General features: G+C 67.8%; 22 protein-coding genes. 10 read left to right on the top strand and 12 right to left on the bottom strand.

Annotation, left to right across the window (positions count from 1 at the left end):
• Positions 1-121 precede the first annotated feature (121 nt).
• Entirely contained in the window at positions 122-1,309 is a 1,188-nt protein-coding gene (locus MUG96_RS10840; RefSeq protein WP_246982579.1) for a hypothetical protein, read from the bottom strand.
• 114 nt (positions 1,310-1,423) lie between these two features.
• Positions 1,424-2,146: a DUF7979 domain-containing protein gene (locus tag MUG96_RS10835; RefSeq protein ID WP_246982577.1), complete on the bottom strand. Its 723-nt coding sequence runs from the start codon at positions 2,144-2,146 to the stop codon at positions 1,424-1,426.
• 248 nt (positions 2,147-2,394) lie between these two features.
• Between MUG96_RS10835 and MUG96_RS10830 the strand changes: the two genes are divergently transcribed.
• On the top strand, positions 2,395-3,360 hold the full coding sequence (locus MUG96_RS10830) for a transcription initiation factor IIB (RefSeq protein ID WP_246982576.1): 966 nt from the start codon (positions 2,395-2,397) through the stop codon (positions 3,358-3,360).
• Between the two features lie 30 nt (positions 3,361-3,390).
• On the opposite strand, the gene MUG96_RS10825 is transcribed toward MUG96_RS10830, so the two are convergent.
• From MUG96_RS10825 to MUG96_RS10810, 4 genes are all read right to left on the bottom strand, one after another.
• On the bottom strand, positions 3,391-4,125 hold the full coding sequence (locus MUG96_RS10825) for a bacteriorhodopsin (protein WP_246982575.1): 735 nt from the start codon (positions 4,123-4,125) through the stop codon (positions 3,391-3,393).
• A gap of 2 nt (positions 4,126-4,127) precedes the next feature.
• Positions 4,128-6,446 (bottom strand): methyl-accepting chemotaxis protein, encoded by a 2,319-nt coding sequence (locus MUG96_RS10820; RefSeq protein ID WP_246982574.1) that lies wholly within the window; start codon positions 6,444-6,446, stop codon positions 4,128-4,130.
• A 93-nt stretch (positions 6,447-6,539) separates the two neighbouring features.
• Positions 6,540-8,180: a DUF3604 domain-containing protein gene (locus MUG96_RS10815; protein WP_246982573.1), complete on the bottom strand. Its 1,641-nt coding sequence runs from the start codon at positions 8,178-8,180 to the stop codon at positions 6,540-6,542.
• A gap of 109 nt (positions 8,181-8,289) precedes the next feature.
• Positions 8,290-8,757, bottom strand: coding sequence for an NUDIX domain-containing protein (locus tag MUG96_RS10810; protein ID WP_246982571.1), 468 nt, complete (start codon positions 8,755-8,757; stop codon positions 8,290-8,292).
• 120 nt (positions 8,758-8,877) lie between these two features.
• Here MUG96_RS10810 and MUG96_RS10805 point away from each other — a divergent pair, with 120 nt between their 5' ends.
• Both MUG96_RS10805 and MUG96_RS10800 read left to right on the top strand, forming a co-directional pair.
• Positions 8,878-10,356, top strand: a complete 1,479-nt coding sequence (locus MUG96_RS10805; protein WP_246982570.1) for a protein kinase domain-containing protein — start codon at positions 8,878-8,880, stop codon at positions 10,354-10,356.
• Positions 10,353-11,099 (top strand): hypothetical protein, encoded by a 747-nt coding sequence (locus MUG96_RS10800; protein ID WP_246982566.1) that lies wholly within the window; start codon positions 10,353-10,355, stop codon positions 11,097-11,099. The genes MUG96_RS10805 and MUG96_RS10800 overlap by 4 nt, the downstream gene beginning before the upstream one ends.
• Positions 11,100-11,149: 50 nt before the next feature.
• Here MUG96_RS10800 and MUG96_RS10795 read toward each other — a convergent pair whose 3' ends face one another.
• Positions 11,150-11,815, bottom strand: a complete 666-nt coding sequence (locus MUG96_RS10795) for a glycerophosphodiester phosphodiesterase (protein WP_246982564.1) — start codon at positions 11,813-11,815, stop codon at positions 11,150-11,152.
• A 132-nt stretch (positions 11,816-11,947) separates the two neighbouring features.
• On the opposite strand from MUG96_RS10795, the gene MUG96_RS10790 reads away from it, so the two are divergent.
• From MUG96_RS10790 to MUG96_RS10780, 3 genes are all read left to right on the top strand, one after another.
• Positions 11,948-12,655: an SDR family NAD(P)-dependent oxidoreductase gene (locus tag MUG96_RS10790; protein WP_246982562.1), complete on the top strand. Its 708-nt coding sequence runs from the start codon at positions 11,948-11,950 to the stop codon at positions 12,653-12,655.
• A 139-nt stretch (positions 12,656-12,794) separates the two neighbouring features.
• Positions 12,795-14,135 (top strand): sodium-dependent transporter, encoded by a 1,341-nt coding sequence (locus MUG96_RS10785; RefSeq protein WP_246982560.1) that lies wholly within the window; start codon positions 12,795-12,797, stop codon positions 14,133-14,135.
• A gap of 44 nt (positions 14,136-14,179) precedes the next feature.
• Positions 14,180-15,577 carry a sodium-dependent transporter gene (locus MUG96_RS10780; protein WP_246982558.1) on the top strand — a complete coding sequence of 466 codons (1,398 nt, stop codon included), beginning with the start codon at positions 14,180-14,182 and terminating at the stop codon, positions 15,575-15,577.
• 14 nt (positions 15,578-15,591) lie between these two features.
• On the opposite strand, the gene MUG96_RS10775 is transcribed toward MUG96_RS10780, so the two are convergent.
• Positions 15,592-16,032, bottom strand: coding sequence for a DUF7960 family protein (locus MUG96_RS10775; protein ID WP_246982551.1), 441 nt, complete (start codon positions 16,030-16,032; stop codon positions 15,592-15,594).
• Positions 16,033-16,150: 118 nt separating this feature from the next.
• On the opposite strand from MUG96_RS10775, the gene MUG96_RS10770 reads away from it, so the two are divergent.
• The gene (locus MUG96_RS10770) at positions 16,151-17,185 is read left to right on the top strand and encodes a tyrosine--tRNA ligase (protein WP_246982550.1); all 1,035 of its coding nucleotides are present in this window, start codon (positions 16,151-16,153) and stop codon (positions 17,183-17,185) included.
• A gap of 13 nt (positions 17,186-17,198) precedes the next feature.
• Here the strand turns inward: MUG96_RS10770 and MUG96_RS10765 are convergent, their stop codons facing one another.
• The 3 genes from MUG96_RS10765 to MUG96_RS10755 all read right to left on the bottom strand — a co-directional run bounded on the left by MUG96_RS10765 (position 17,199) and on the right by MUG96_RS10755 (position 18,207).
• Positions 17,199-17,384: a glycine zipper domain-containing protein gene (locus MUG96_RS10765; protein ID WP_246982549.1), complete on the bottom strand. Its 186-nt coding sequence runs from the start codon at positions 17,382-17,384 to the stop codon at positions 17,199-17,201.
• 63 nt (positions 17,385-17,447) lie between these two features.
• Positions 17,448-17,798 (bottom strand): nitrogen regulatory protein GlnK1, encoded by a 351-nt coding sequence (gene glnK1 / locus MUG96_RS10760; RefSeq protein ID WP_246982548.1) that lies wholly within the window; start codon positions 17,796-17,798, stop codon positions 17,448-17,450.
• 43 nt (positions 17,799-17,841) lie between these two features.
• Positions 17,842-18,207 carry a winged helix-turn-helix transcriptional regulator gene (locus tag MUG96_RS10755; protein WP_246982547.1) on the bottom strand — a complete coding sequence of 122 codons (366 nt, stop codon included), beginning with the start codon at positions 18,205-18,207 and terminating at the stop codon, positions 17,842-17,844.
• A 169-nt stretch (positions 18,208-18,376) separates the two neighbouring features.
• Here MUG96_RS10755 and MUG96_RS10750 point away from each other — a divergent pair, with 169 nt between their 5' ends.
• The 3 genes from MUG96_RS10750 to MUG96_RS10740 all read left to right on the top strand — a co-directional run bounded on the left by MUG96_RS10750 (position 18,377) and on the right by MUG96_RS10740 (position 20,299).
• Positions 18,377-18,796, top strand: a complete 420-nt coding sequence (locus MUG96_RS10750; RefSeq protein ID WP_246982546.1) for a DoxX family protein — start codon at positions 18,377-18,379, stop codon at positions 18,794-18,796.
• A gap of 134 nt (positions 18,797-18,930) precedes the next feature.
• A complete protein-coding gene (locus MUG96_RS10745) occupies positions 18,931-19,476 on the top strand; it encodes a flavin reductase family protein (RefSeq protein ID WP_246988673.1) in 546 nt (181 codons plus the stop codon).
• 61 nt (positions 19,477-19,537) lie between these two features.
• Entirely contained in the window at positions 19,538-20,299 is a 762-nt protein-coding gene (locus MUG96_RS10740) for a PKD domain-containing protein (RefSeq protein WP_246982544.1), read from the top strand.
• On the opposite strand, the gene artA is transcribed toward MUG96_RS10740, so the two are convergent.
• Positions 20,287-21,162: an archaeosortase A gene (gene artA, locus MUG96_RS10735; RefSeq protein WP_246982537.1), complete on the bottom strand. Its 876-nt coding sequence runs from the start codon at positions 21,160-21,162 to the stop codon at positions 20,287-20,289. The two genes, MUG96_RS10740 and artA, sit on opposite strands and share 13 nt — an antisense overlap.
• Positions 21,163-21,224 lie beyond the last annotated feature (62 nt).

Here is a 21,224-nt window from a genome sequence, read left to right as displayed (position 1 = left end):
GTAATCACTTCCGATAATTCGACCCAAAAACTCTTTACAAACTACTTCCCAGTACCGATGTGGCACGCGGACGTGCCACCCCCACCCCACCCCACCCACTTTCGTTTTCGGTGGCAGGGCGTTATGCCTCGACCAGTTCACGATAGGACGGTGAGTCGCGGAGTTCGCGAGAGGCGCCGAGCTCCTCTATTGCGGCGTCCGTCTGTTCCTCGCGTTCGCGGGGGTTCCTGGCGGACCCGGCTTCGGCCGCGCTAATGAGCGAGCCACAGCCCGAAACCCCCCGTCTGGCCGCGTTTCGCGCGCGGTCGATCACGCCGGTCATTCCCCCTTCGGCGACGACCACGGTCAGACCGTTGTCGGCGAGTTCGAACCCGCTCTGTGCCTCGATGAAGTTCGAGTTCGACACCGTGTAGTTGCTCGACCCGGCGAAGTTGTCCACCCCTTCGGCGAGCGCCTCCATGCCCTGCCGCAGGTGCTCGAAGGGGTCGTCCATCTCGGCGACGGACGCGACCTCCGCGCGCAACTGGTCGACCTTGCTGGCGTACTCCCGCCGGGAGACGGCACCGAGCAACGCGACGTCCTCCGGGTCGGTGTTGGCCTCGAACTCGTCGATAGCGTCCGTTGCTTCGTCGCGACGACGCGAGACGGTCCTGGCGTCGCTCTCCGCGGCCGCGAAGTTCTCGTCGAAGGTGTTCGTGACGGCACCGTCGACCGCCGCGTACAGGTCGACGACCGCAGCCTGACTCGCCGTCAGGGCCGCCATGAAGTCGGCGAACGCGCGAAGCTCGGTCGCGCGGGTCCCCGGCGTCCGCGTCCCGGCCGTCACTTCGTCGAGCGCGGTCCGGGCGCCTTCGATGTCGCTCTCGATGGCCGCTCGGTCGAACCCCGGTGCGTCCGCCTCGACGTCGACGATGGAGCTGGCAGCGCCGGCCGACGAATCGAGGTACGTCTCCAGCGCGCTCTCGAGGCGCGCCCTGGCGTCGGCCAGTGTCGCCGCCCGGCGCTCCGCTTCCGACGGCGTCCGTTCGGTCGTCTCGACGGGCTCTTCGGGAGGCCCGCCGGGGTTGCCCGGTCCGTCGGGGTCGTCGACGGGCTCCAGCGTCTCCGTCTCCCGTGTCTCGATGTTGATATCGACCGGTTCCGGTGTGGTCGTGGTGGTGCGGCGGACGGTCGTCTCGCGCACCGTCGTCCGGTTCGGGGCGAATCGGCCGTCCAGTTCGTCGCCCGTATCGCTGCCGCTACTGCACCCCGCGAACAGGATCGTGCCGGCCGCGGCGAGGAACCGCCGCCGTGTTGGCGTCTCGTCCATGGCGTCCCTACCCCCCCGGATAGTGTTGTCTCGGCTATGTACGTCGTCGGTGAAAACCGTTCCGGCCCCCGTCTCGACCCGTCGGTACCCGGGACGCAGCCGCTCCGGCCCGTGTCATCGGGAGCGCTCGCCGGGGTCACCCGACCGGTCCGCGAACCGGTCCCGGGCGGTCAGATACCCTAGATAACCCGCGCCGGCGATGCCGAACAGGAGCGCGAGGAGGATGAACACCGACCCGCCGAAGACGTTGAGTCCGCCCAGCAGGTCGCGGGCGTACCGATAGGAGATGTTCAACAGGAGCATCACGCCACCGAGCGCGCCGAGTGAAGCTCCCACTCCAATCGGCTGGTCCCCGCGCCAGGCGTACAGCAGGCCCGCGAGGAGGAGTGTCAGCCCGAGTGCGAAAAGCGCCTGCGAGCGCCGCTGCTCCGTTCCGAACGACGGCGGTTGCTGGAGGGCCCACACGTAGTAGGTTTCGTTCTGGTGGTCCACGATGTACCAGTTCCCGGCGGCGCCCGACTCGTTTTCGGCGACGAACTCGAAATCGGGCGGTCGCCGGTCGTCCCCGTAAAACGTCGTGATGTTGTCGGGGGACTCCCGGGCACGGTCGAACAGCGTCCGTGCACGCGGCGAGAGGTCGTCGTACGTGTAGTTCCCTCGCGGTTGCTCGAGCGCGAGATAGTCCCGTGGTGAGTTCAACGACCCCGACTCACGCGGGTCCGAAACGATACGGACCTCGTTTACCTCGTCCGGATGCTGATAGATGTAGAGTGGATTCGCGGCCAGGAGGCCGCCGAGAATGACGAGGACCACCCCCAGAGCCCGTCGCTTGTTCATACCCTAGCCGTGGCAATTCGGCACGTCACCCTAAACCTTTCGTGAACACTGACCGCCGCAGTTCGCCGGTGCGCGCGAGCTTCGAACCACCTCGAATCGCGCCCCGAAGCCTCGACAGACCCCCGCTCCGGCCCCCAACCTCTCGCCCGCCCGACCAGTTCGCCCCGCTGGAACGGGGCCACCGCCGGAAGCGAGGGGTATCTCGGCGAAAGTTTTAAGTGAAGGTGTTTGTTTTCTATATAAGAACGATGGTTCGTCCCAGTCGCCAGCGAGAGCGGGAGCATGAGCAGAGCGAAGAACGGCAGGACGAGGACGAGGAGGTGCGGAGTTGTCCGGAATGCGAGTCCGACGATCTGGTATCCAGCGCGGACGGCGGGGAGATCGTCTGTAACGATTGCGGGCTCGTCATCGAGGAGGAGAACATCGACCGCGGGCCGGAGTGGCGCGCGTTCAATCACAGCGAGCGCCAGAACAAGTCCCGCGTGGGCGCCCCGACAACGCAGACGATGCACGACAAGGGGCTGACGACACAGATCGACTGGAAGGACAAGGACGCCTACGGCCAGTCGCTCTCCTCGGAGAAACGCTCCCAGATGCACCGTTTGCGAAAGTGGCAGGAGCGCATCCGCACCAAGGACGCCGGCGAACGCAACCTCCAGTTCGCGCTCTCGGAGATCGACCGCATGGCCTCCGCCCTGGGTGTGCCCCGCTCCGTCCGGGAGGTCGCCTCCGTCATCTATCGACGGGCGCTCAACGAGGACCTCATCCGTGGCCGTTCCATCGAGGGCGTCGCCACCAGTTGTCTCTACGCCGCCTGTCGCCAGGAAGGCATCCCGCGCTCGCTGGAGGAGGTTTCAGACGTCTCCCGCGTCGAGCAGAAGGAGATCGGCCGCACATATCGGTACGTCGCCCAGGAACTCAGCCTGAAGATGGAGCCGGTCGACCCCAAGCAGTACGTCCCACGCTTCGCCTCCGACCTCGGGCTCAGCGAGGAGGTCCAGTCGAAGGCGAACGAGATCATCGACGAGACAGCCGAGAAAGGCCTCCTCTCCGGGAAGTCGCCCACGGGCTACGCCGCCGCCGCCATCTACGCCGCCTCGCTGCTCTGCAACGAGAAAAAGACCCAGCGTGAAGTCGCCGACGTGGCCCAGGTCACCGAAGTCACCATCCGGAACCGCTATCAGGAACAGATCGAAGCCATCGGCGTCCGCTGACGCCGGGCCGCTTCTCCGTTCGTCGCTCTGTTAGTCCGCAGCGACCGCGTCGCCGCTCGTGCCGCCCGCGTCGTTCGGTTCGTCCTCGTCCGACGCGGAGAGATACGAGGCGACGGCCTGGCCGTTGAGCGCGATGAGGCCGAAGCCGATCTTCGCGACCACGTCGATGTACGAGATGACCAGCGACTGCGTCTCCAGGTCCATCACCCCGAGTCCCGAGGGCGCGAGAATCCACGTCACGGGATAGACCATCCAGAGGACGGCGATGAAGTTGAGGAGTTTGCGGTAGAGGCCCACGAGCGAGTCGGACTCACCCTGGATTTCGGCCGCGACCGGGCCGTAGAGCAACTGGAGGACCCGGGCGAACAGGAGCCCGCCGATGGCGAAGAAGACCCACTTGAACGGCGGCGCGACGATGGCACCGGCCATGCCGAAGACGATGGTCAGCGCCTGGACGATGCCGACCTCCGCGAGCAGGCGCTTCGAGGCGCCGGCGATGACCACGAGGTAGGCGACGTTCAGCGGCGTCGTGAGCAGCCAGTCGATGTAGCGCGCGAGGTAGACGGTGTGGCCGTCCGCGGCCGTTATCGTGCCGATGCCGAGCGATAGGATGGCGTACGCGACGGCGGCGATGCCGCCGACGGCGATCAACAGCATACTCTCGCGGTACTTCTCGCGGGGGACGCGCCGCATCGCCCATAGCATCGCGAGCGTTCCGAGTACCATTCCGACCGTCCCGAGCTGGAACCAGGTTGTGATGTTCATGGTTAGTCGTCGTCAGTGGCCGCAGTGGTCGTCGAGCCGGCGCCGGCCGCGTTCATCGCGTCCGCGTCGAACCGTTCGAGGAGGTTCGACAGTTCCTCTGCCCGGGCGCGGAGCCCTTCGGCGCTGTCGGCGACCTCCGAGATCGAATCGCTCTGGTCGTCGGCCGCCTCCGCGACGGTGTTGGACTGGGCGGAGGTCTCCTCGCTGATGGAGGTCAGGTGGTCGATCACCTCCATGACCTCCTGGGCCGTCGTGGCCTGCTCGGCCGTCGCGTCGTCGATCTCCTGAATCCCGGTGTCCAGTTCCTCCGTGTACTCGACGATGCTCTCGAGCGAGTCGACGGTGTGTTCGACCGTCTCGACGCCGTCGGTGATGCGCTCCTGTGTCGTCTCCATCGTGTCGACCGTGTCGCCCGCCTGCGCCTGGACGCGCTCGATGCGGTCCTCGATGTCCTCGGCGGCGTCGCGAGTCTCCTCGGCGAGGTTCTTGACCTCGTCGGCGACGACGGCGAAGCCCTCGCCGGCCTCGCCGGCGCGGGCGGCTTCGATGGAGGCGTTCAGCGCGAGCATATTCGTCTGCTCGACGATTTCGGTGATGACGTTCACGATGTCACCGATCTCGCTCAGCTCGTCGTCGAGGGCGTTCATCTCCGCGACGGCCGCATCCGTCTCGGACTCGATTGCGTTCATCCCCTGGATGGCCTCCTGGGCGGCTTCGCGGCCGGTCTCCCCGACTTCAGCCGCGTTGCGGGAGGTCTCGGCGACCTGCTGTGCGGAGGCAGCGACCTGCTGGGCCGTCGCGGAGAGGTTCTCCATGTCGTCGGCGGCGTCGAGCAGGCTCTCGCTCTGTTCGCTCGCGCCGTCGTAGATCTCGCGGATCGACTGCCTGACCTGTTCGGAGGCCTCGCTGACGGCCTCGGCGTTCTCGCCCAGTTCCTCGCCGGATTCGAGGACGTTCTGGGCGAACGACTGGGTGTTCGCGATGGTCGCTTCGAGGTCGGAAATCGCCTCGTTGATCGCCTCTGCGATCTCGGCCATCGCCTCGTTGTCCACGTCCGCGTCGGCCCGGACGGTCAGGTCGCCCGCCGCGACCGCACCGAGGACGTCCCCGTACTCCTCGGCTTTCCGTTCGAGCTGTTGGTTGATCGCGCGTGCTTCCTCGCGTTCGCGCTCGGCCTCGCTTCTGGCTTCCTCTGCCTCGCTTCTGGCCTCCTCCGCTTCGGTTTTGGCCTCCTCGGCTTCGCGAATGTTGGCGCGCAGGGAGTCACGCATACGGTCGAAGGAAGCGAACACGGAGCCGATCTCGTCCTCGCGGGCGGAGCGGAGGTCGACGTCCAGATCACCGTCGGCCATCGATTCCGCCCGGTTCGCCAGCCGTCGGAGCGAGATCGCGGTGCCCGACCCGATGGTCACGCCGATGAGTCCGAGGTTGATGACCGCGAGCAGGATGAGGCCGATCAGGTCGGCGTTGATCTGTTGCCCGAGGGCGTAGGCCTGGGCCGCCGGCGAGTGGGTCATCACGGTCCAGTCTTCCTCCGTCATGGCCGTCGTCGCCATCAGCAGGGTCTCGCCGTCACGCTGGACCGACATGAACCCGCTCTCGTTCCCGTCACTGCCGACCATCCCGTCGTGTTCGGACATGATCTTCGAGGCGTTCGGGTGGGAGACGTACCGCCCGTCCTCGTTCACGACGACCGTGAACGTCTCGCCTTGTTCGCCCGAGATCGCGTCGGTCCGGGACTTCATATCGATCATGTAGAGCATGACCCGGTCCTCCGCGCCGTCGACCGGCGTCATCACGGTCATGATCGGGTGGTCGACGACGCCGATATCGAACGGCTCGGTGACGTACGTGTCGTCCGGGCCGCTGAATGTGGGCGGATCGTCCGCGAACGGTGCGCCCTGTTCGGCCGGGCTGACGCCGACGAACTGGTCGTTCGAGGAGGCGACGATCTCGTTACTGTCCGTGTCCAGGACGTGGACTGCCACCACGTCCCGCGGAACCGTCTCACGGTCGATCAGTCCCGATAACTCGCCGTTCAGTTCCGCCGTGTCGCCGCTCGCGTACACCGACTGTCCCGACGTGGTGCGAGCGTGCCCTTTCACCGAGTGGAGCCAGGTGTCCAGTTGCTGTGCCCGCGTATCCGAGAGTGTCATCAGGTCGTCCTGGACGTCCTCACGCAGGGTCGCCTGTGCCTGCTGACTGATGACGAACCCGGACGCGACGACGACGAGGATCGCGATCACCAGTGCGAACCCCAGTCGAGCCGTGTACCGACTCCTGATGAACTCCGGCATAAGCGATAGCCGATCCGTTGCCATTACCCTATTTCACGACGTACCCAATGTAAACCGTTCTCCCGCAATTCTCATGTCTGATAGAGTTTGCGGCCCTGACACACAGACCGCCGGCGCTCAGTCCTCGGCGACCCAGAGCGGGCCGGCCCAGGCCATTCCGCCGTCCGCCTGCCGGACGCGGAGGTAGTAGCAGTCCGCGTCGGTCCCCTGTTCCTCGAACCCCATGCCCGTTATCGGGTCGTCGTCGGTCCGGGACCCCTCGGCCGTGTAGGTCGCCAGGTCGGCGTCGGCGTCGTCGGTGCCCTCGACGACCGTCCAGGGCTCGTTGTTCCTGACGACCGTCACGCTCGAAAGCGGTGCGGTCCCGGCGACGCGCCAGGAGACGGTCCGACTCGACTCGGCCGACGGGACCGTGACTTCGCTGTCGTGTTCGCCGACCGCGACGCCGTCGATCTCGAAGTCCACGAGAATCCGGTCCGGCTGTGTCGTGCCGTAGACGCGGCGGCTCCGAAGGCTATCGAAGACGGCCTCGCGGGTGAGTTCGGGGGCGCGAAACGCCGTCAGCCCGCCGGGGTAGCTCCCCTCGCTCCAGAGCCGCCAGATGTGGCCCCAGCCGACGCCGTCCTCGCGCCACTCCGACAGCGCAGGGAAGTGCGGGTCGGCGTGGATCAGGGAGTGCCCCGGGAACGGGCCGTGGTAGTCCGCCCCCGCTATCATGCCGACGCGGTGGCCCATCGCCAGTGCGTCCTGCACGTAGTGGCCCGGCGTCTCGACTTCGCCCTGGCCCATCTCCAGCGGCGCAGGGTTCCCGGCGGCTCCCGGCATCTCGCTGCTGCCCCACTGGGAGTAGACCTCCACGAGCGGCGCGAGGTCGTCGTCGTAGTCCATCGCCGAGAAGTCGAAGGGGTACATCTTCTCCGCGGTGTGATGTGGAATCGTCAGGGCGTCGTTACCCGTCCGCTCGCGCCACTGGTCGAGGCGTCGCCACAGCTTCTCGTAGGTGTTCGTCGCCGGGTCGAGCGAGTCGAACAGCTCCGCCTCGTCGACGGCCGCGTCGAAGTAGACGTTGATGTGACCGCCCTTGTTGGGCTGTTTGGTCCACTCGTAGCCGAACAGCGTGACGAACTCACCGGGGTCGTGATACTCGTGAGTGGCGGCTTTCATCTCCTCGAAGTACCGCCGGTGCATCCGCCGGCGCTGGAGCTGTGGCGGGATGAAAAACCCCATCGTGTCGTGGTCCGTGTAGGCCACCACGTCGAGGTCCATCACGTCGCGTCCGAATCGCATCCCCTTCCCGATGCTCCCCGCCCCGTCCGAGAGCCGCGAGTGGAGGTGGATGTCCCCCCAGTAGGTCCGCCGGTCGGGCTCCGCCGCGGTCACGTCGACGGGGTTGCTCACGAACCGCTCGCCCCCGCGGGACAACGTGAGGTACTGTATCCCCGGCGTCTCGAAGGTGATCCCGTCGTCCGAGCGGACGCCGTCGGAGATGGACCCGAAGTCGATGCCCGCCGGGTGGGTCGCGTCGGGATCGGTCGAGTCGACGGCGAACTCGCCGTCGAACTCGGGATAGAGCCGTTCGTACTCGTCCCAGACCTGCGTCGTCAGCGATACCGGCTCGCCGACGACGGCGTTCGACGGGAGGATGGCGTGAGCGCGGTCGAACGAGGGGTTCCGGCTCGCCCAGAGTCCACGGAGCGAGGGGCGAGAGTTGAGGAAGACACGGACCGTCTCGGCAGCCTTCGCGAGCAAGCTATCCACCCCTGCCGGAACGGTGACCGAGCGTGCTGGACGCGGATCGAATCACGATGTCGTTCGACAGTGGTCGCCGGGGCATAAGTGTCGCGGCGACACGCGACGGGTACCGGGGTCAGTCGAGCAGGTCGTAATCGTCGATGTAGGCCTGAACGTACTCCTGGAGGCCGCGCTCGGGTTCCTGCAGGAACCGATAGTCGCTGTGCTGGTCGTCGAGTTCTATTTCGGGGTCCTCGTCGACCGGTTCGACGTGGAAGACGACGTTGACGGTGTGGCGGTCGTCCAGCCCCTCGACCGACGACTCCTCCCAGAAGTGGGACTGTGCGCCGAGCAGTTCGCGGACGCCGACCTGAATCCCGAGTTCCTCGCGGGCGATGCGGCGAGCGGCGGGCCGGAGTTCCTCGCCCCTGTAGAGGCGGGCGCCGGGCCAGAACCACTCCCACTGGGCCGGCCGGTTAGTTCGCTTGACCAGCAGGACGCCGCCGTCCGGTCCGTCGACGACGATTTCGACACAGGGCTGTGGCATTGCGGCGAGACACTCGGCGAACTGCTCTTCAGGGATGTGGTCGTCGTTGATCTCCATACCCCCACCATGACGGGGGGCCGATATAAACGCTGGTCACGGAAACCCGGGTTCGGCACGGGGAAACCGGCAAAACCCACATAACGGCCCGTTTCGAAGGGGGGTGTAGAGAGCGGGCCGATGACAGCGCGTGGTTCCGACGGACGAGCGGACGTGGCGGCGGTCGTGAGCGACGTGTTGGTCGATGCGGAGGGGTCTGAGGGGGCACTCCCGGCCCTGCTGAGCGCGCTCGACGCCGGCGACCGCCGGACGCGACTTCAGGCCGCGTTCGGCGTCTGTCTCGTCGCGGATGCGGTCCCCGAGACGGTGGAGCCGCTCACCTGGCGGCTCGTCGACAGGCTGGCAGACGACGCGGAGAACCTGGAGACACGACACGCGCTCGCGTATCTCAGACAGCGCTACCCCGACCGGGTCCGGGAGGTCCTCCTCAGCATCGCCGACGCCGCGGCGGAACGCGAGGAACGGACCAGACACGTCGAGATATCACGCGGGTTCGCCCGGAGCAACTACTACGGCCAGTCCGAGACGAACCGCGACATCGGCCGGACGCAAGTCCCCGGTGAGGGCGGGGCGGGTCCCCGGCGTATCTACCGCGAGGAGGGCGAAGCCGTCGGCGGCCCGCCGGTCGAGGAACGCGACGTGGACCCCGACGCGCTCGTCGAAGCCCTGACCAGCGGCGACGCCGACGACGACGAGGCGGACAGCGAGGCCGCCAAGCGACGGGACCGGGCCGAGGCGCTGGAGCGAGCGGCGACGGCCGTCGGGCTCGACCGCATCGCCGCGGAGAGCCGGTTCGACGAACTCCACCTCGTCGCGCCGCCCACGGAGGGGCGCTACACGACGATCTACCGGACTCGCGCGGTCGCCGGGGGCGAGGCGGAGGGTATCGCAGTCCGGACGTTCGCGGTGCCCGAGGAGGACGGCGACGCCTTCGTCGCGGCCGTCGGCGACGCACTCGCCGAGTGGGCGGCCGTCGACGACCACGATCTCGTGGCGACCCTCTACGACTGGGGCGAGCAGCCGGGGCTCTGGATCGCGACCGAGTACGCCGACGAGACGCTCTACGACCGGGTCGACCTCAGCTACACGGACGGCCTCTGGAACGCGCTCCGCCTGGCCGAAGCCGTCGCTCACACGCACGGGCGCGGCGTCGTCCACACCGGAATCGACCCCTACAACGTGGTCTATCCCGGGACGACGATGGCCGACCGGCCCGCCCCGTTGCTCACGAACGTCGGCCTGCTCGACGCCGTCCGCTCCTTCCGGGAGCCGTCGGACTACCTCGACCCACGGTTCGCGGCACCGGAGTACTTCGACCGGAAGTACGGAACCGTCGACCACTCCACTGACGTGTATCACCTCGGCGCGGTGCTGTACTACCTCGTCACGGGCCGCGCACCCTTCCGGGGCACGTACGAGGAGGTCCGCACGGGCGTCCTCTCCGCGCGGCCGCCGCCGCCGAGCGAGGTCAACCCGGAGGTGCCCTCGTGGGTCGACGAGCTCGTCGCGAAGGCGACGGCGAAACAGAAACTGGCTCGCTACGAGGCCGTGACGGACCTCGTCGCGGACCTCAACAGGGGACTCGGTGACGACGCATGACCGCGGTGCCCGTCCAGTCCGTGTTCGCCACGGACGCCGGTCTCGCGTTCGTCTTCTTCATCGCTTTCAGCCTCATGGCCGTGCTGGGCGTGCGCTTCGGGCTCTACGCCTACCTCAACCGCCGTGCCGTCGGCATCGAGAGCCAGGAGCGGCTCTGGACGTACCTGACGCTCGTCGGCGCGACGGCCGCGGTCTACGGTCTGCTGGGCGTCGTCGAGGCGGCGACTGCGGTCACGCAACCGACGGCCATCGCCACGCCGTTCCGGGACGGCGTCCTCCTCGGGTTCCTGTTGCTCGTCTCGCTGACGATGCGGGAGGTGTGGGCCAACGCGACGGCCTCGCCCGACGGCGGCGCCGCGGCGACGGGCCGCCACCGCGCCATCGACACCGGGTTCGCCGTCGGCGCGACCGGGGCCGTCGTCACCGCCGTCGTCGTCGGCTCCGGGGTCGCGTCGACCGTCGTCGAAGGGATCGGCGCGCTCGTCGTTTCCGGATACGGGCTGACCTACGGCCACCGCCAGCTCGGTGACGCCTCGGTCCAGGGGACGATGATCGACTCCCTGCTCAGACACCTCCTGCCGGTGACGACCTTCGGCGTGCTCGTGCTCGTCGTCGACCTCGCGACTCTCGCGGGCCTCGACGTGGCAATCGTCCGCCACGTCCAGGTCGTGTTCGTCATCATGACCGCGACGGCACTCATGACGGCCACGATCAAGCTCCGGCAGAACGTGGGCGGGCTCTGACGGCGGCCGGCGACCGCCGGTCGGGGCACCGATCACTTCCGCGGACCGACTTACTCGCGCTCCGAGACGACCTCGGGCCGGTCGACGATGAGGCCGTCGACGCCGACGTATTCGAGGGCGCTCGCGTCGCGACGCGACGGCACCGTCCAGGCGTTGACCTGGAGGTCCCGCTCGTGTGCCTCGGCGACGAACTCGTCGACACAGGCCGTCCAGTGTGGGTGGATAGCGGCGCAGTCGAGGGCTGCCGCCGTCTCCAGGCCCGTCCGCGCCTCGCCGTCGGTGACGAGGTACGCGAGCGGGGCGTCACCGACCGCCGCCGCGGACTCGAGTACCTCGATATCGAACGCCGAGACGGTGACGGAGACGTCGAGGTCGTCGGCGAGGTCGAGCGCGTCGGCGGCCAGCCCCGACTCCTTGAGTTCGAGGACGAACTCGGCGTCGGGCGCGGCCTCGAACACCGCTTCGAGCGCGGGGACGCCTTCGCCGGAGTCGAGCACGTCCAGCGCGTCCAGTTCCGCGCGGGAGAAGTCGGCTACCGGTCCGCTCTCGTCGGTCACGCGGTCGACCCGTTCGTCGTGAATGACGACGAGATCGCCCGAACCACACCGCCGCACGTCGATCTCGACGTGCCCAGTGTCGTCCAGCGCGCCGCGAACGGCCGCGACCGTGTTCTCCGGGTACGTCTCAGCGAAGCCGCGATGGGCGATACAGCGCACGGTCGTACTCCACCCCGTGTCGAGAAATGATTTTCCCCCGTTTCGCCCCCGCCCGGGGGACGGAGCGACACGGCCCGGTTCGACCCGTTCGTGTGACGTACGTTTATGCGCCAGCAGGCCCGGGATGTGAGTATGCCAGTCGAGTTCGACTTCGACGACAGGGTGGTACTGGTCACCGGCGCGGGCGGATCGCTCGGGAGCGCGGTCGTGAAAGCGTTCGACGACGCCGGCGCACAGGTGTGCGGCGCGGACGTGGTCGGTCCCGAGAGCGAGGACTTCGGCCTCGACCCCGACCGCGTCTGCTACCACCAGGGCGATTTCACCGACGAGGGGGACGTCGAACGCGTCGTCGACACCGTGATCGACGAACACGGTCGCCTCGACGCGCTCTGTAACGTCGCGGGCACGTGGCGTGGGGGGGACCCGCTCCACGAGACCGACGAGGACACCTTCGATTTCCTCTTCGACGTCAACCTCAAGACGATGTTCCTGGCCTCGAAACACGCCCTCCCACACCTCCAGGAGGCCGAGGGCGCCATCGTCTCGGTCTCCTCGCGGTCCTCGCTGGAGGGCGGCGAGGGCGACGGCATCTACCGCGCCTCGAAGGCCGGCGTGCGTCGCCTGACCGAGACCGTCGCCGAGGAGAACCGGGGCACCGTCCGGGCGAACGCGGTCATGCCGTCCGTAATCGACACGCCGATGAACCGGGAGATGATGCCCGATGCCGACCACGAGTCGTGGGTCGACCCCGCCGACATCGCCGACACCGTCCTCGCGCTCTGCTCGGAGGCGACGGGGGTCACGAGCGGTGCCGCGGTGCCCGTCTACGGCGAGGCGTAGGTGTATTCACCGGTCGGCCGGCGGCGCCGTCCGCGGGCTTCGAACGGACAGGAACGCCCACTCTCCGCCGACGTTGTGCACTCCCCGGCGGGTCGTTTCGCAGGGGTTATGCCCCGGGCTGCGGTACCCCGGCGGTGGTATGACCGAACGCGAAACCTGGGCGACGCGTGTCGGCTTTCTCGTCGCGGCCATCGGCAGCGCGGTCGGACTGGGGAACCTCTGGCAGTTCCCGTTCAAGACCGCCGCCAACGGCGGCGCGGGCTTCGTCGTCTTCTACCTCGTGGCCGTATTGCTCGTGGGCTTCCCGGCGCTGCTGGCCGAGTTCGTCGTCGGGCGCCGGACGCACATCAACGCCATCGACGCCTTCGAGCGTCTCGGCCACCGCGAGTGGCGGTTCATCGGCGTCGTCGGCGTCGCGACCGGCTTCTGGATCCTCTCGTACTACAACGTCGTCGGCGGCTGGGTCATGCGGTACATCCTCGGGAGCGCCACCGGCGCGTACTTCGGCGACCCGGCCGCCTACTTCGGGGCGGTCTCGTCCGGCCCCGAGGCGGTCCTCGCCCAATTCCTCTTTCTGTCCGTCGCCGTCGGCATCGTCGCCCTCGGCATCGAGGACGGCATCGAGAAGGCGACCAAACTGATGGTCCCGAGTATCGTCATCCTGATGATCGTCCTCGCGGCGTGGGTGACCACGCTCGACGGCGCGATGGCCGGCTACGGCTACTTCCTCTCGCCCGACCTCGACGTGATGCTCGCCAACGCGGGCAGCGTCGTTCCCTTCGCCGTCGGCCAGGCCTTCTTCACGCTCTCGCTGGGGATGGCTATCATGCTCACCTACTCCTCGTACATCGACGAGGACGACGACCTCCCGTTCGACGGGGGCGTCATCGTCGTCACCAACACCCTCATCGGCGTACTCGCCGGCCTCGTCGTCTTCCCCATCCTCTTCGCGAACGGCATCCAGCCGGGCGCGGAAGGCGGCGCGTCGGCGCTGTTCGTCGCCACCGCCAGCGGCTTCGCACAGTTGCCCTTCGGCCGCGTTCTCGGGGTCCTCTTTTTCGCCGTCGTCCTCATCGCCGCGCTCTCCTCGGCGATCAGCCTGCTCGAAGTCTCCGTCGCGTACGTGACCGACAACTACGGCTACTCCCGGCCGAAACTCGCCCTCGGCGTCGGGGTCGGGCTGTTCGTCCTCGGCCTTCCGTCGGCGATGGACACGGCGTGGCTCACCTGGTTCGACACCTTCGCGTACAGCCTCTTTCTCCCGCTGTCGGTCCTGGCGATGGTCGTCTTCGTCGGCTGGGTTCTCGCCGCGGACGCCGTCGACGAACTCCGCGAGGGAGCAGGTGACCTTTCGCGGTTCGGCCCGCTCTGGTTGTGGGTCCTCCGCCTCGTCGTCCCGGCGGGGGTCCTGCTCACGCTCGTACTCGGTTTCCAGGACCTCTTTCTCGGCTCCGACCCGGCCGCGTTCGCGCCGTTCTGACCCGTCTCGTCAGTCTTTTCACTGTCGACTGGCAGACTTCGGCGATGACGAGAGCTTCGTGGCGCACCCGGATCGGCTTCATTCTGGCCGCCGTCGGCAGTGCGGTCGGTCTCGGGAACGTCTGGCGGTTCCCGTGGCTCACCGCCGAGAACGGCGGGGCCGCGTTCCTCGTGTTGTATCTCGCGGTGATCGTCCTCGTTGGCGTGCCGGGGCTCCTCGGTGAACTGGTCATCGGTCGCCGGGCGCGCACGAGCACGGTCGGCGCGTTCGAGGCGCTGGCCGGCCGCAACTGGCGGGCGCTCGGCGCCGTCCCGTTGCTGGCGTCCGTGGTCGTGCTCAGTTTCTACACCGTCGTCGGCGGGTGGATCGTCCGCTATCTCGTCGGGAGCGCGACCGGCGCGTACTTCGACGCGCCCGCCCAGTACTTCGCCGCCATCGACCACGGACTCGGTGCCGTCGGCTTTCACGTCCTCTTTCTCGCCGTGACGGCCGCGGTCGTCTACGCCGGCGTGGACCGCGGGATCGAACTCGCGACGACGGTGATGGTGCCGGCCATCGTCGTCGTGCTGGTCGGTCTCGCGGCCTGGGCGGCCACGCTCCCCGGCGCGGGGGCCGGCTACGATTTCTATCTCGCGCTCGACGTGGCCTACCTCCGGGAGAACTTCCTCGACGTGCTCGCGGCGGCCGCCGGCCAGGCCCTGTTCACCCTCTCGGTCGGTGCGGGCGTGATGGTCACCTACGCCTCCTATCTCGACGAGGACCGCTCGCTCGCGGCGGACGGAACGATCATCGCCGGACTCAACACCGGCATCGGCCTCCTCGCCGGCCTGTCGATCTTCCCGGTCCTCTTCGCGCTCGACGTCGCGCCCGGGAGTGGTGGCCCCGGTGCCCTGTTCATCAGCCTCGCCGGTTCGTTCGCGAGCCTGCCCTACGGCCGCGTCATCGGGATAGCTTTCTTCGCCGTCATCGCTCTCGCCGCGCTCTCCTCGGCGATCAGCCTGCTCGAAGTCCCCGTCGCCTTCCTGGTCGACGAGTACGGGGTCTCCCGGGGACGGTCGACCGCGCTCGTCGGCAGCGGGTTCCTCGCGACCGGCACCGTCGCCGCGCTCTCGCCGTCGGCGTTCGCCCTGCTCGCGGACACGATAGCGAACCTCGCACTCACCGCCGGCCTCGTCGGCTTCCTGCTGTTCGACGGCTGGGTCCTCGGCCGGGACGCACTCGAGGAGTACGAACTCGGCGCCGGCAGGCTCGCACGCCTGGCCGGGACGCCCTGGCTCTACGCCGTCGCCTTCGTCCTCCCGGTGTTTCTCACGTTTACTTTCCTCTCGGCGGTGACGACCACGGCCGGAGTCCCGGTCGAAGGGACGACGCTTGCCGCCCTGGCCGCGGCCGCCGTGATCGCCTGCATCGTCGTCCTGCGCAGGCCCTCGTCGGTCCTGTGACAGGGGCCGTCCCGTCAGGCCTCGGCCGCGAGGTCGTCCAGCGCCCACGTGACGACCCGGGCTTCGACGAGGTCGCGGACCTCGATGTGGTCGTCGGACTCGTACTCCGCGATGACCTGCTCGCTCTCTTCGCGCATCTCCGTTTCCAGCGGCTGCTGGTCTGGTTCGTCGCGCACGTCGTTGAGCAACGCCTCGAAGTCCTCCCGGAGGTCGAAGTCGGCACGGGCGGCGTTACACCGCGAGAGCGGGCTCATCCCGGCATCGAGCACGAGATCGGTGACGGTCTCCCAGTCGCTTTCACAGAAGTAGATCGAGACCTCACCGACGATGTCCTGCCACGCGATGGGGCCGCTCTTGTCGAGCAGTTGGACGGCACGCGGCGGGATATCGATCCGGGACACGGTGTCAGGGTTCCCGCACAGACAACAGGGCTTCTCCGTCTTTCCCGTGTACATACCCCCGCTAGGGGTCGGCCCGGCTTGTGCCTGTCCGTTTCGGCGGGGCGTCCGGTCCAGCGGGACCACGCCGGACGGACTGACAAGGTTTTAATCGCCGGCACCGGGAACCTCGGGTATGGACGCCGCCGAGCGGACACGCCTCGTCAGGCGCTACACCGAGGAGGTCGTGACCGAGGACGAACTCGAGGAACTGCTCGCCGAGGAGTCGCCGTCGGCCTACATCGGCTACGCGCCGACCGGCGAGATGCACATCGGTCACTTCACGACCATCCGCAAGCTCGCCGACTTCGTCCGGGCCGACCTCGACGTGACCGTCCTCATCGCCGACCTGCACGCCCACCTCGACAGCGAGAAGAGCCCCTGGGACCTGCTCGACGCCCGCAGCGAGTACTACGAGGAGGCGATTCGGGGGATGCTCGAAGCGACCGGCGCCGACCCGGACGACGTGACCTTCGTCCGCGGCCGGGAGTTCCAGCTCGACGAGGAGTACACCCTCGATATGTACCGGATGGCCGCGGAGACGACCGTCGCCCGTGCCCAGCGCGCCGGCAGCGAGGTCGTCCGCGAGAGCGAGAGCCCGAACCTCGGCGGCCTCGTCTACTCGCTGATGCAGAGCCTCGACGTGAAGGCCCTCGACGCCGACATCGCCTACGGCGGCATCGACCAGCGCGGCATCTACATGCTCGGCCGCGAACTCCTCCCCGACCACGGCCACGACGCGCCGGTCTGTCTGTTCGCCCCCCTGCTGTCGGGCCTCTCCGGCGGCAAGATGAGCGCCTCCGACGCCGGCTCGAAAGTGAACCTCACCGACGAGCCCGACGATGTGGTCGAAAAGATCGAGGGCGCGTACTGCCCCCAGGGCGAGGTCGAGGACAACGGTGTCCTGGAGTACCTCCGCTATCTCGTCTTCCCGATCCTGGACGACCGCGGTGAGGATTTCGTCGTCGAGCGCCCCGACGAGTACGGCGGCGACATCGTCTTCGAGTCCTACGAGGAACTGGAGACGGGCTTCGTCGGCGGTGACCTCCACCCGGCGGATCTCAAGCCCGCCGCCGGCGAATACATCTCCGACGTCATCGACCCCATCCGCGAGCGGCTGAACGCACAGCCCGATCTGCTGGCGCGGGCCTACCCCGACAGCCACGACTGACTCACTCGTCGACTCACCGGCCGGGACAGAGCTTCGACTCCACCTTGTCGCGAGCGTCGCCGGCGAGATAGCCGACGGCGCCGCCGAACCCGGCACCGACGCCGGCCCCGAACGGGCCGAGCGGGCTACCGGCGACGGCACCCACGGTCGCTCCGGTCGCTGCGCCCCGTTTCGCGTGCTTGCCTCGTTTACGTCCCATAGGCACCCCTCCTAGGGACGCGACCGATGTAAAACCACTTGCGTGTCGTCCCACCCGGCACCGTCAGACCGCGTCGGGGCCTTCCTTCCCGGTCCTGATCTGGTGGGCCTGCGCGACGTCGAGAACGAACACCTTCCCGTCGCCCGGCTCGCCCGTGTAGCCCGTGTCGCTGATCGCGTCGACCACGTCGTCGACCGGGATGTCGGCGACGACGCACTCGATTTTGACCTTCTCGTGCAGGTCGACCACGTACTCCTCGCCGCGCCACTGCCCTTTCTCGGCCGGCTGATTCCCGCGCCCGCGAACGTTCGAGACGGTCAGTGACGGCGCGCCCGCCCCAGCCAGGGCCTGCTTCACGTCGTCGAGCTTCGACGGTCGGATGTAGGCGACGATCATCTGGATGTCGCTGGACATGACTGGCCGTTCGCACCCCCCGCGCTTGTGTCCGTCGGTCGGCCTACTGTGACGCCGGTCGGACGGGCTGACCCTCTGGGTCTTCGACGGCGGCGTCCCCGAGCCAGTCGTCGGCCCAGTCCTCGATCTCGTCGAAGACCGGACACAGCGATTCCCCCTTCGAGGTGAGCCGGTAGTACGACGCGACCGGCGCGTCCTCCTCCAGCCGCCGGGCGACGAAGCCCATCTCCTCCAAGTCGTCCAGTACGCGGGAGAGCGTCCGCGAGCTGGCCTCCGTCGACCGCTTCAGTTCGTTGAACCGCTTCTCGCCCTCCTGGAGGTCGTGGAGGACGATCAGCCGCCACTGCGAGCCGATCTGTTCGAGCGATTCGACGATGGGACAGGCGTCGGGGTTGGCGTCGGCAGACATCGGTGTTACCTGGTATCAGGTATGTCCGGGAAGGGATATATAGGTTCGCATTCGTACCAGGTAACGCAATGAAACTGAGTATCCAATTGCAACCGAGTATCAGTGTGGAACTACCTGTCGGCGACCGCCGTACTGTGCCACCGACGGCTCTCGCGGGGATGAGCGCCTGATGGCCTTCGAGTCCGCGGGCGCCGGAATCGCCTTCCTCATCGCGCGCCTCGCGTTCGGCCTCGTCGTGGCGTTCATGGGCGTCAACCACTTCGTGAACACCGGGCAGATGGTCCCCTACGCGAAAGCCAAGGGCGTCCCGGCGGCCGGTCTCGCCGTCCCCTCCAGCGGCGGGATGTTGCTGTTCGGCGGCCTCTCCATCGCCGCGGGGGTCTACCCCGTCGTCGGTGCCGGTGCAGTCGCCGTGTTCCTGCTCGCGACGACGCCCGTCATGCACGACTTCTGGGCCGCACCCGAGGAGGACCAGCAGAGCGAGATGACGCAGTTCCTCAAGAACGTCACCATGTTCGGGGCCGCGCTGGCCTTCCTCGCGCTGGGCACCACCGCCTGGCCCTACGCCGTGGGCGTCGGACTCTTCTAGGCCCCCCTCCAAGGGTCGGCCGTGCGTTCCCCACCCACCGCTACTCGCGACGCCAGCCATGACACCGACAGCAACGGAGCGACCCGACAGTGAAGATCGACCCCGATACCTACGAGCGGTCGCTGTACCGGACGATGACCGGCGCGGTCGTGCCCCGACCCGTCGGCTGGATTTCCACGACGAGTGAGGACGGCGTCGACAACCTCGCGCCCTACAGTTTCTTCAACGTCGTCACCGTGCAGCCACCGATACTCATGTTCGCGCCGGCGAACACCGCCGACGGCCCGAAAGACACCGCGCGCAACGCCGTCGAGACCGGCGAGTTCGTCGTCAACGTCGTCACCGAACCGCTCGCCGAGGCGATGAACGAGACGAGCGCGACGCTCCCGCCCGACGAGAGCGAGTTCGACCACGCCGGCCTCGAACGGGCGCCGTCCGAGAAGGTGACGCCGCCCCGCGTCGCCGCCGCCGAAATAACCTTCGAGTGTGAACTGTACGACCACGTCGAGGTGGGCGCGTCGACGATGGTGCTCGGCGAGATCGTCCTCGCCCACGTCGACGACGCACTGACGACCGACGAGGGGAACCTCGACGTGGAGCGAGTCGACGCCGTCGGGCGACTGGCGGGGAACTGGTACGCGAGAACGAGCGACCGCTTCCGGCTGGAGCGTCCGGACTGAGCCGTCTCGACGACCGAAACGCACAAAAAACACTATTTGCCGGCTCACGACTCACCGGGTAGTGTCACTCAGCGGACGTGCTCAGTCGGAAGTCACCGGAACGCTGTTACTGGCCGGACTCGCGATCTCCGTCACCGTACTGGTCGTCATTCTCGTCTTCCCGATCCTCGAGGACACGAGGTCGGCACCCACCATGGAGTTCGAGGTGAGCGAGTCCCGGGACGGGTTGGTGTTGACCCACGCCTACGGCGACCCGGTCGACCCGCCGGACCTGCGACTGGTCGTCCGCAACGAGTCCGGCGAGACGTTCCGGCGGAGCGTCATGGACGGCGTCCACGTCGGCGGTGACCCGGGCTCCTTCTCGGTCGGCGAGCGCCGGGTCTTCGGGGGGGCGTACCCGACCGGGAGTGCCGTCGTCAAGGTATTCCACACGCCCTCCGGCGCGCCCGTGTTCGAGCGCCGGGTGACGCTCCGTGGCCCGCCGAACCAACCCCCGGAGCCGTCGTTCTCGTCGACCACGATATCTTTCGGTATCGAGTACGACGCGAGCGCGTCGACCGACCCGGACGGCTCGATAGCCTACTACGAGTGGGATACCGACGGGGACGGGAACTTCGAGGGGAATACGACAGATCCGGTATACACCACGGGAACTTTCGGCACCGCCACCGGCGATGTCACCCTCAGAGTGACCGACGACGACGGCGCGAGCGCGACACTCACGAAGTCCGGCCAACCCCAACCCGTCCCGGGCTTCGGCGCCGTCGCAGTGCTGGTTGCGGTTCTCCTCGGGGCTGGCCTGCGCCGTTTCTATCGGCGCTGAACGATGGGCTGCATGTCACGTTCCAGCGACGAGACGATGCCGCCGACGAAGCTACCGAGTTCGGGGAGCCACCTGCTCACGGCCAGGTACACGCCGAGGAGGACGAGGACGACCAGTGCCTGTGCGATCACGTACTCCGCGACGTAGTAGGACGCGAGGGCCGGATCGGCGGCACCGAAGACCCAGGTGCCGACATCGGCGAACCATCGACCAGCGAGCGCGCCCGCCACGAACGCCGTCCGAACGAGGTTCAACACGTAGATCGCGACACCGACAGGGAGACACGCGACCAGCCGTCGACGGACCGGCGCGTCGGTCGCAGCGATGAGACCGACGAACAACGCGATCCCGCTGATTCCCGTACAGGCCGAGACGATTCTGATTCCGTGCGTGGGCGGCCGTCCCTCGAACAGCACCAGGTTCGCAGCCCCGCCGGCGCCGTGTGCGAAGACGGGTGAGAATCCGAGCGCAGAGAGGAGTGCGCCCGTGTGCCCCGCGACCAGCGACAGTCCGGCCCCATACACCGGGAGGAGAAACTGAAACGGAACGAACAGCAACCCCATGACTGCGAACGCCCTCGTCAGGCGCCAGCCGACCTGTCGGTGGCGGGCGACGAGCGACCCGCCGTAGACGGCTACCCCGGCCGCGACCACGCTGACGACGCCCAGGAAGGAGCGCCCGGTCGCGAGATAGTCGACCCCAGTCGCCGTCCAGAAGCCTCCGAACAGAAGCCACGCGGCGGCTGTTATGGCCGGTCCATAGCGCCACGTTCCGACGCGTCTGCTCCCGCTCGCGATGACGAAACCGGCCACTGCTGCCAGGAAGATCACGTCGAGTACAGTGAACGACCGCAGGAGCGTCACGGTCGGTCGTACTGCACGGCAAATCAAGAACGTTGGTGGTGAATCGAGGCGGCGAACCGGAC

This window comes from Halorientalis marina (genome assembly GCF_023028345.1).
In the GTDB taxonomy this organism is placed as follows: Archaea; Halobacteriota; Halobacteria; order Halobacteriales; family Haloarculaceae; genus Halorientalis; species Halorientalis marina.
This window is presented reverse-complemented; position numbering and strand designations above follow the sequence as displayed.

Excerpts from the sequence above, each read along its gene's own strand:
- MUG96_RS10840 (WP_246982579.1), bottom strand. The coding sequence starts at position 1,309 with ATGGACGAGACGCCAACACGGCGGCGGTTCCTCGCCGCGGCCGGCACG.
- MUG96_RS10835 (WP_246982577.1), bottom strand. The coding sequence starts at position 2,146 with ATGAACAAGCGACGGGCTCTGGGGGTGGTCCTCGTCATTCTCGGCGGC.
- MUG96_RS10830 (WP_246982576.1), top strand. The coding sequence starts at position 2,395 with ATGGTTCGTCCCAGTCGCCAGCGAGAGCGGGAGCATGAGCAGAGCGAA.
- MUG96_RS10825 (WP_246982575.1), bottom strand. The coding sequence starts at position 4,125 with ATGAACATCACAACCTGGTTCCAGCTCGGGACGGTCGGAATGGTACTC.
- MUG96_RS10820 (WP_246982574.1), bottom strand. The coding sequence starts at position 6,446 with ATGGCAACGGATCGGCTATCGCTTATGCCGGAGTTCATCAGGAGTCGG.
- MUG96_RS10810 (WP_246982571.1), bottom strand. The coding sequence starts at position 8,757 with ATGGAGATCAACGACGACCACATCCCTGAAGAGCAGTTCGCCGAGTGT.
- MUG96_RS10805 (WP_246982570.1), top strand. The coding sequence starts at position 8,878 with ATGACAGCGCGTGGTTCCGACGGACGAGCGGACGTGGCGGCGGTCGTG.
- MUG96_RS10800 (WP_246982566.1), top strand. The coding sequence starts at position 10,353 with ATGACCGCGGTGCCCGTCCAGTCCGTGTTCGCCACGGACGCCGGTCTC.
- MUG96_RS10790 (WP_246982562.1), top strand. The coding sequence starts at position 11,948 with ATGCCAGTCGAGTTCGACTTCGACGACAGGGTGGTACTGGTCACCGGC.
- MUG96_RS10785 (WP_246982560.1), top strand. The coding sequence starts at position 12,795 with ATGACCGAACGCGAAACCTGGGCGACGCGTGTCGGCTTTCTCGTCGCG.
- MUG96_RS10780 (WP_246982558.1), top strand. The coding sequence starts at position 14,180 with ATGACGAGAGCTTCGTGGCGCACCCGGATCGGCTTCATTCTGGCCGCC.
- MUG96_RS10775 (WP_246982551.1), bottom strand. The coding sequence starts at position 16,032 with ATGTACACGGGAAAGACGGAGAAGCCCTGTTGTCTGTGCGGGAACCCT.
- MUG96_RS10770 (WP_246982550.1), top strand. The coding sequence starts at position 16,151 with ATGGACGCCGCCGAGCGGACACGCCTCGTCAGGCGCTACACCGAGGAG.
- MUG96_RS10765 (WP_246982549.1), bottom strand. The coding sequence starts at position 17,384 with ATGGGACGTAAACGAGGCAAGCACGCGAAACGGGGCGCAGCGACCGGA.
- glnK1 (WP_246982548.1), bottom strand. The coding sequence starts at position 17,798 with ATGTCCAGCGACATCCAGATGATCGTCGCCTACATCCGACCGTCGAAG.
- MUG96_RS10755 (WP_246982547.1), bottom strand. The coding sequence starts at position 18,207 with ATGTCTGCCGACGCCAACCCCGACGCCTGTCCCATCGTCGAATCGCTC.
- MUG96_RS10750 (WP_246982546.1), top strand. The coding sequence starts at position 18,377 with ATGGCCTTCGAGTCCGCGGGCGCCGGAATCGCCTTCCTCATCGCGCGC.
- MUG96_RS10745 (WP_246988673.1), top strand. The coding sequence starts at position 18,931 with ATGACCGGCGCGGTCGTGCCCCGACCCGTCGGCTGGATTTCCACGACG.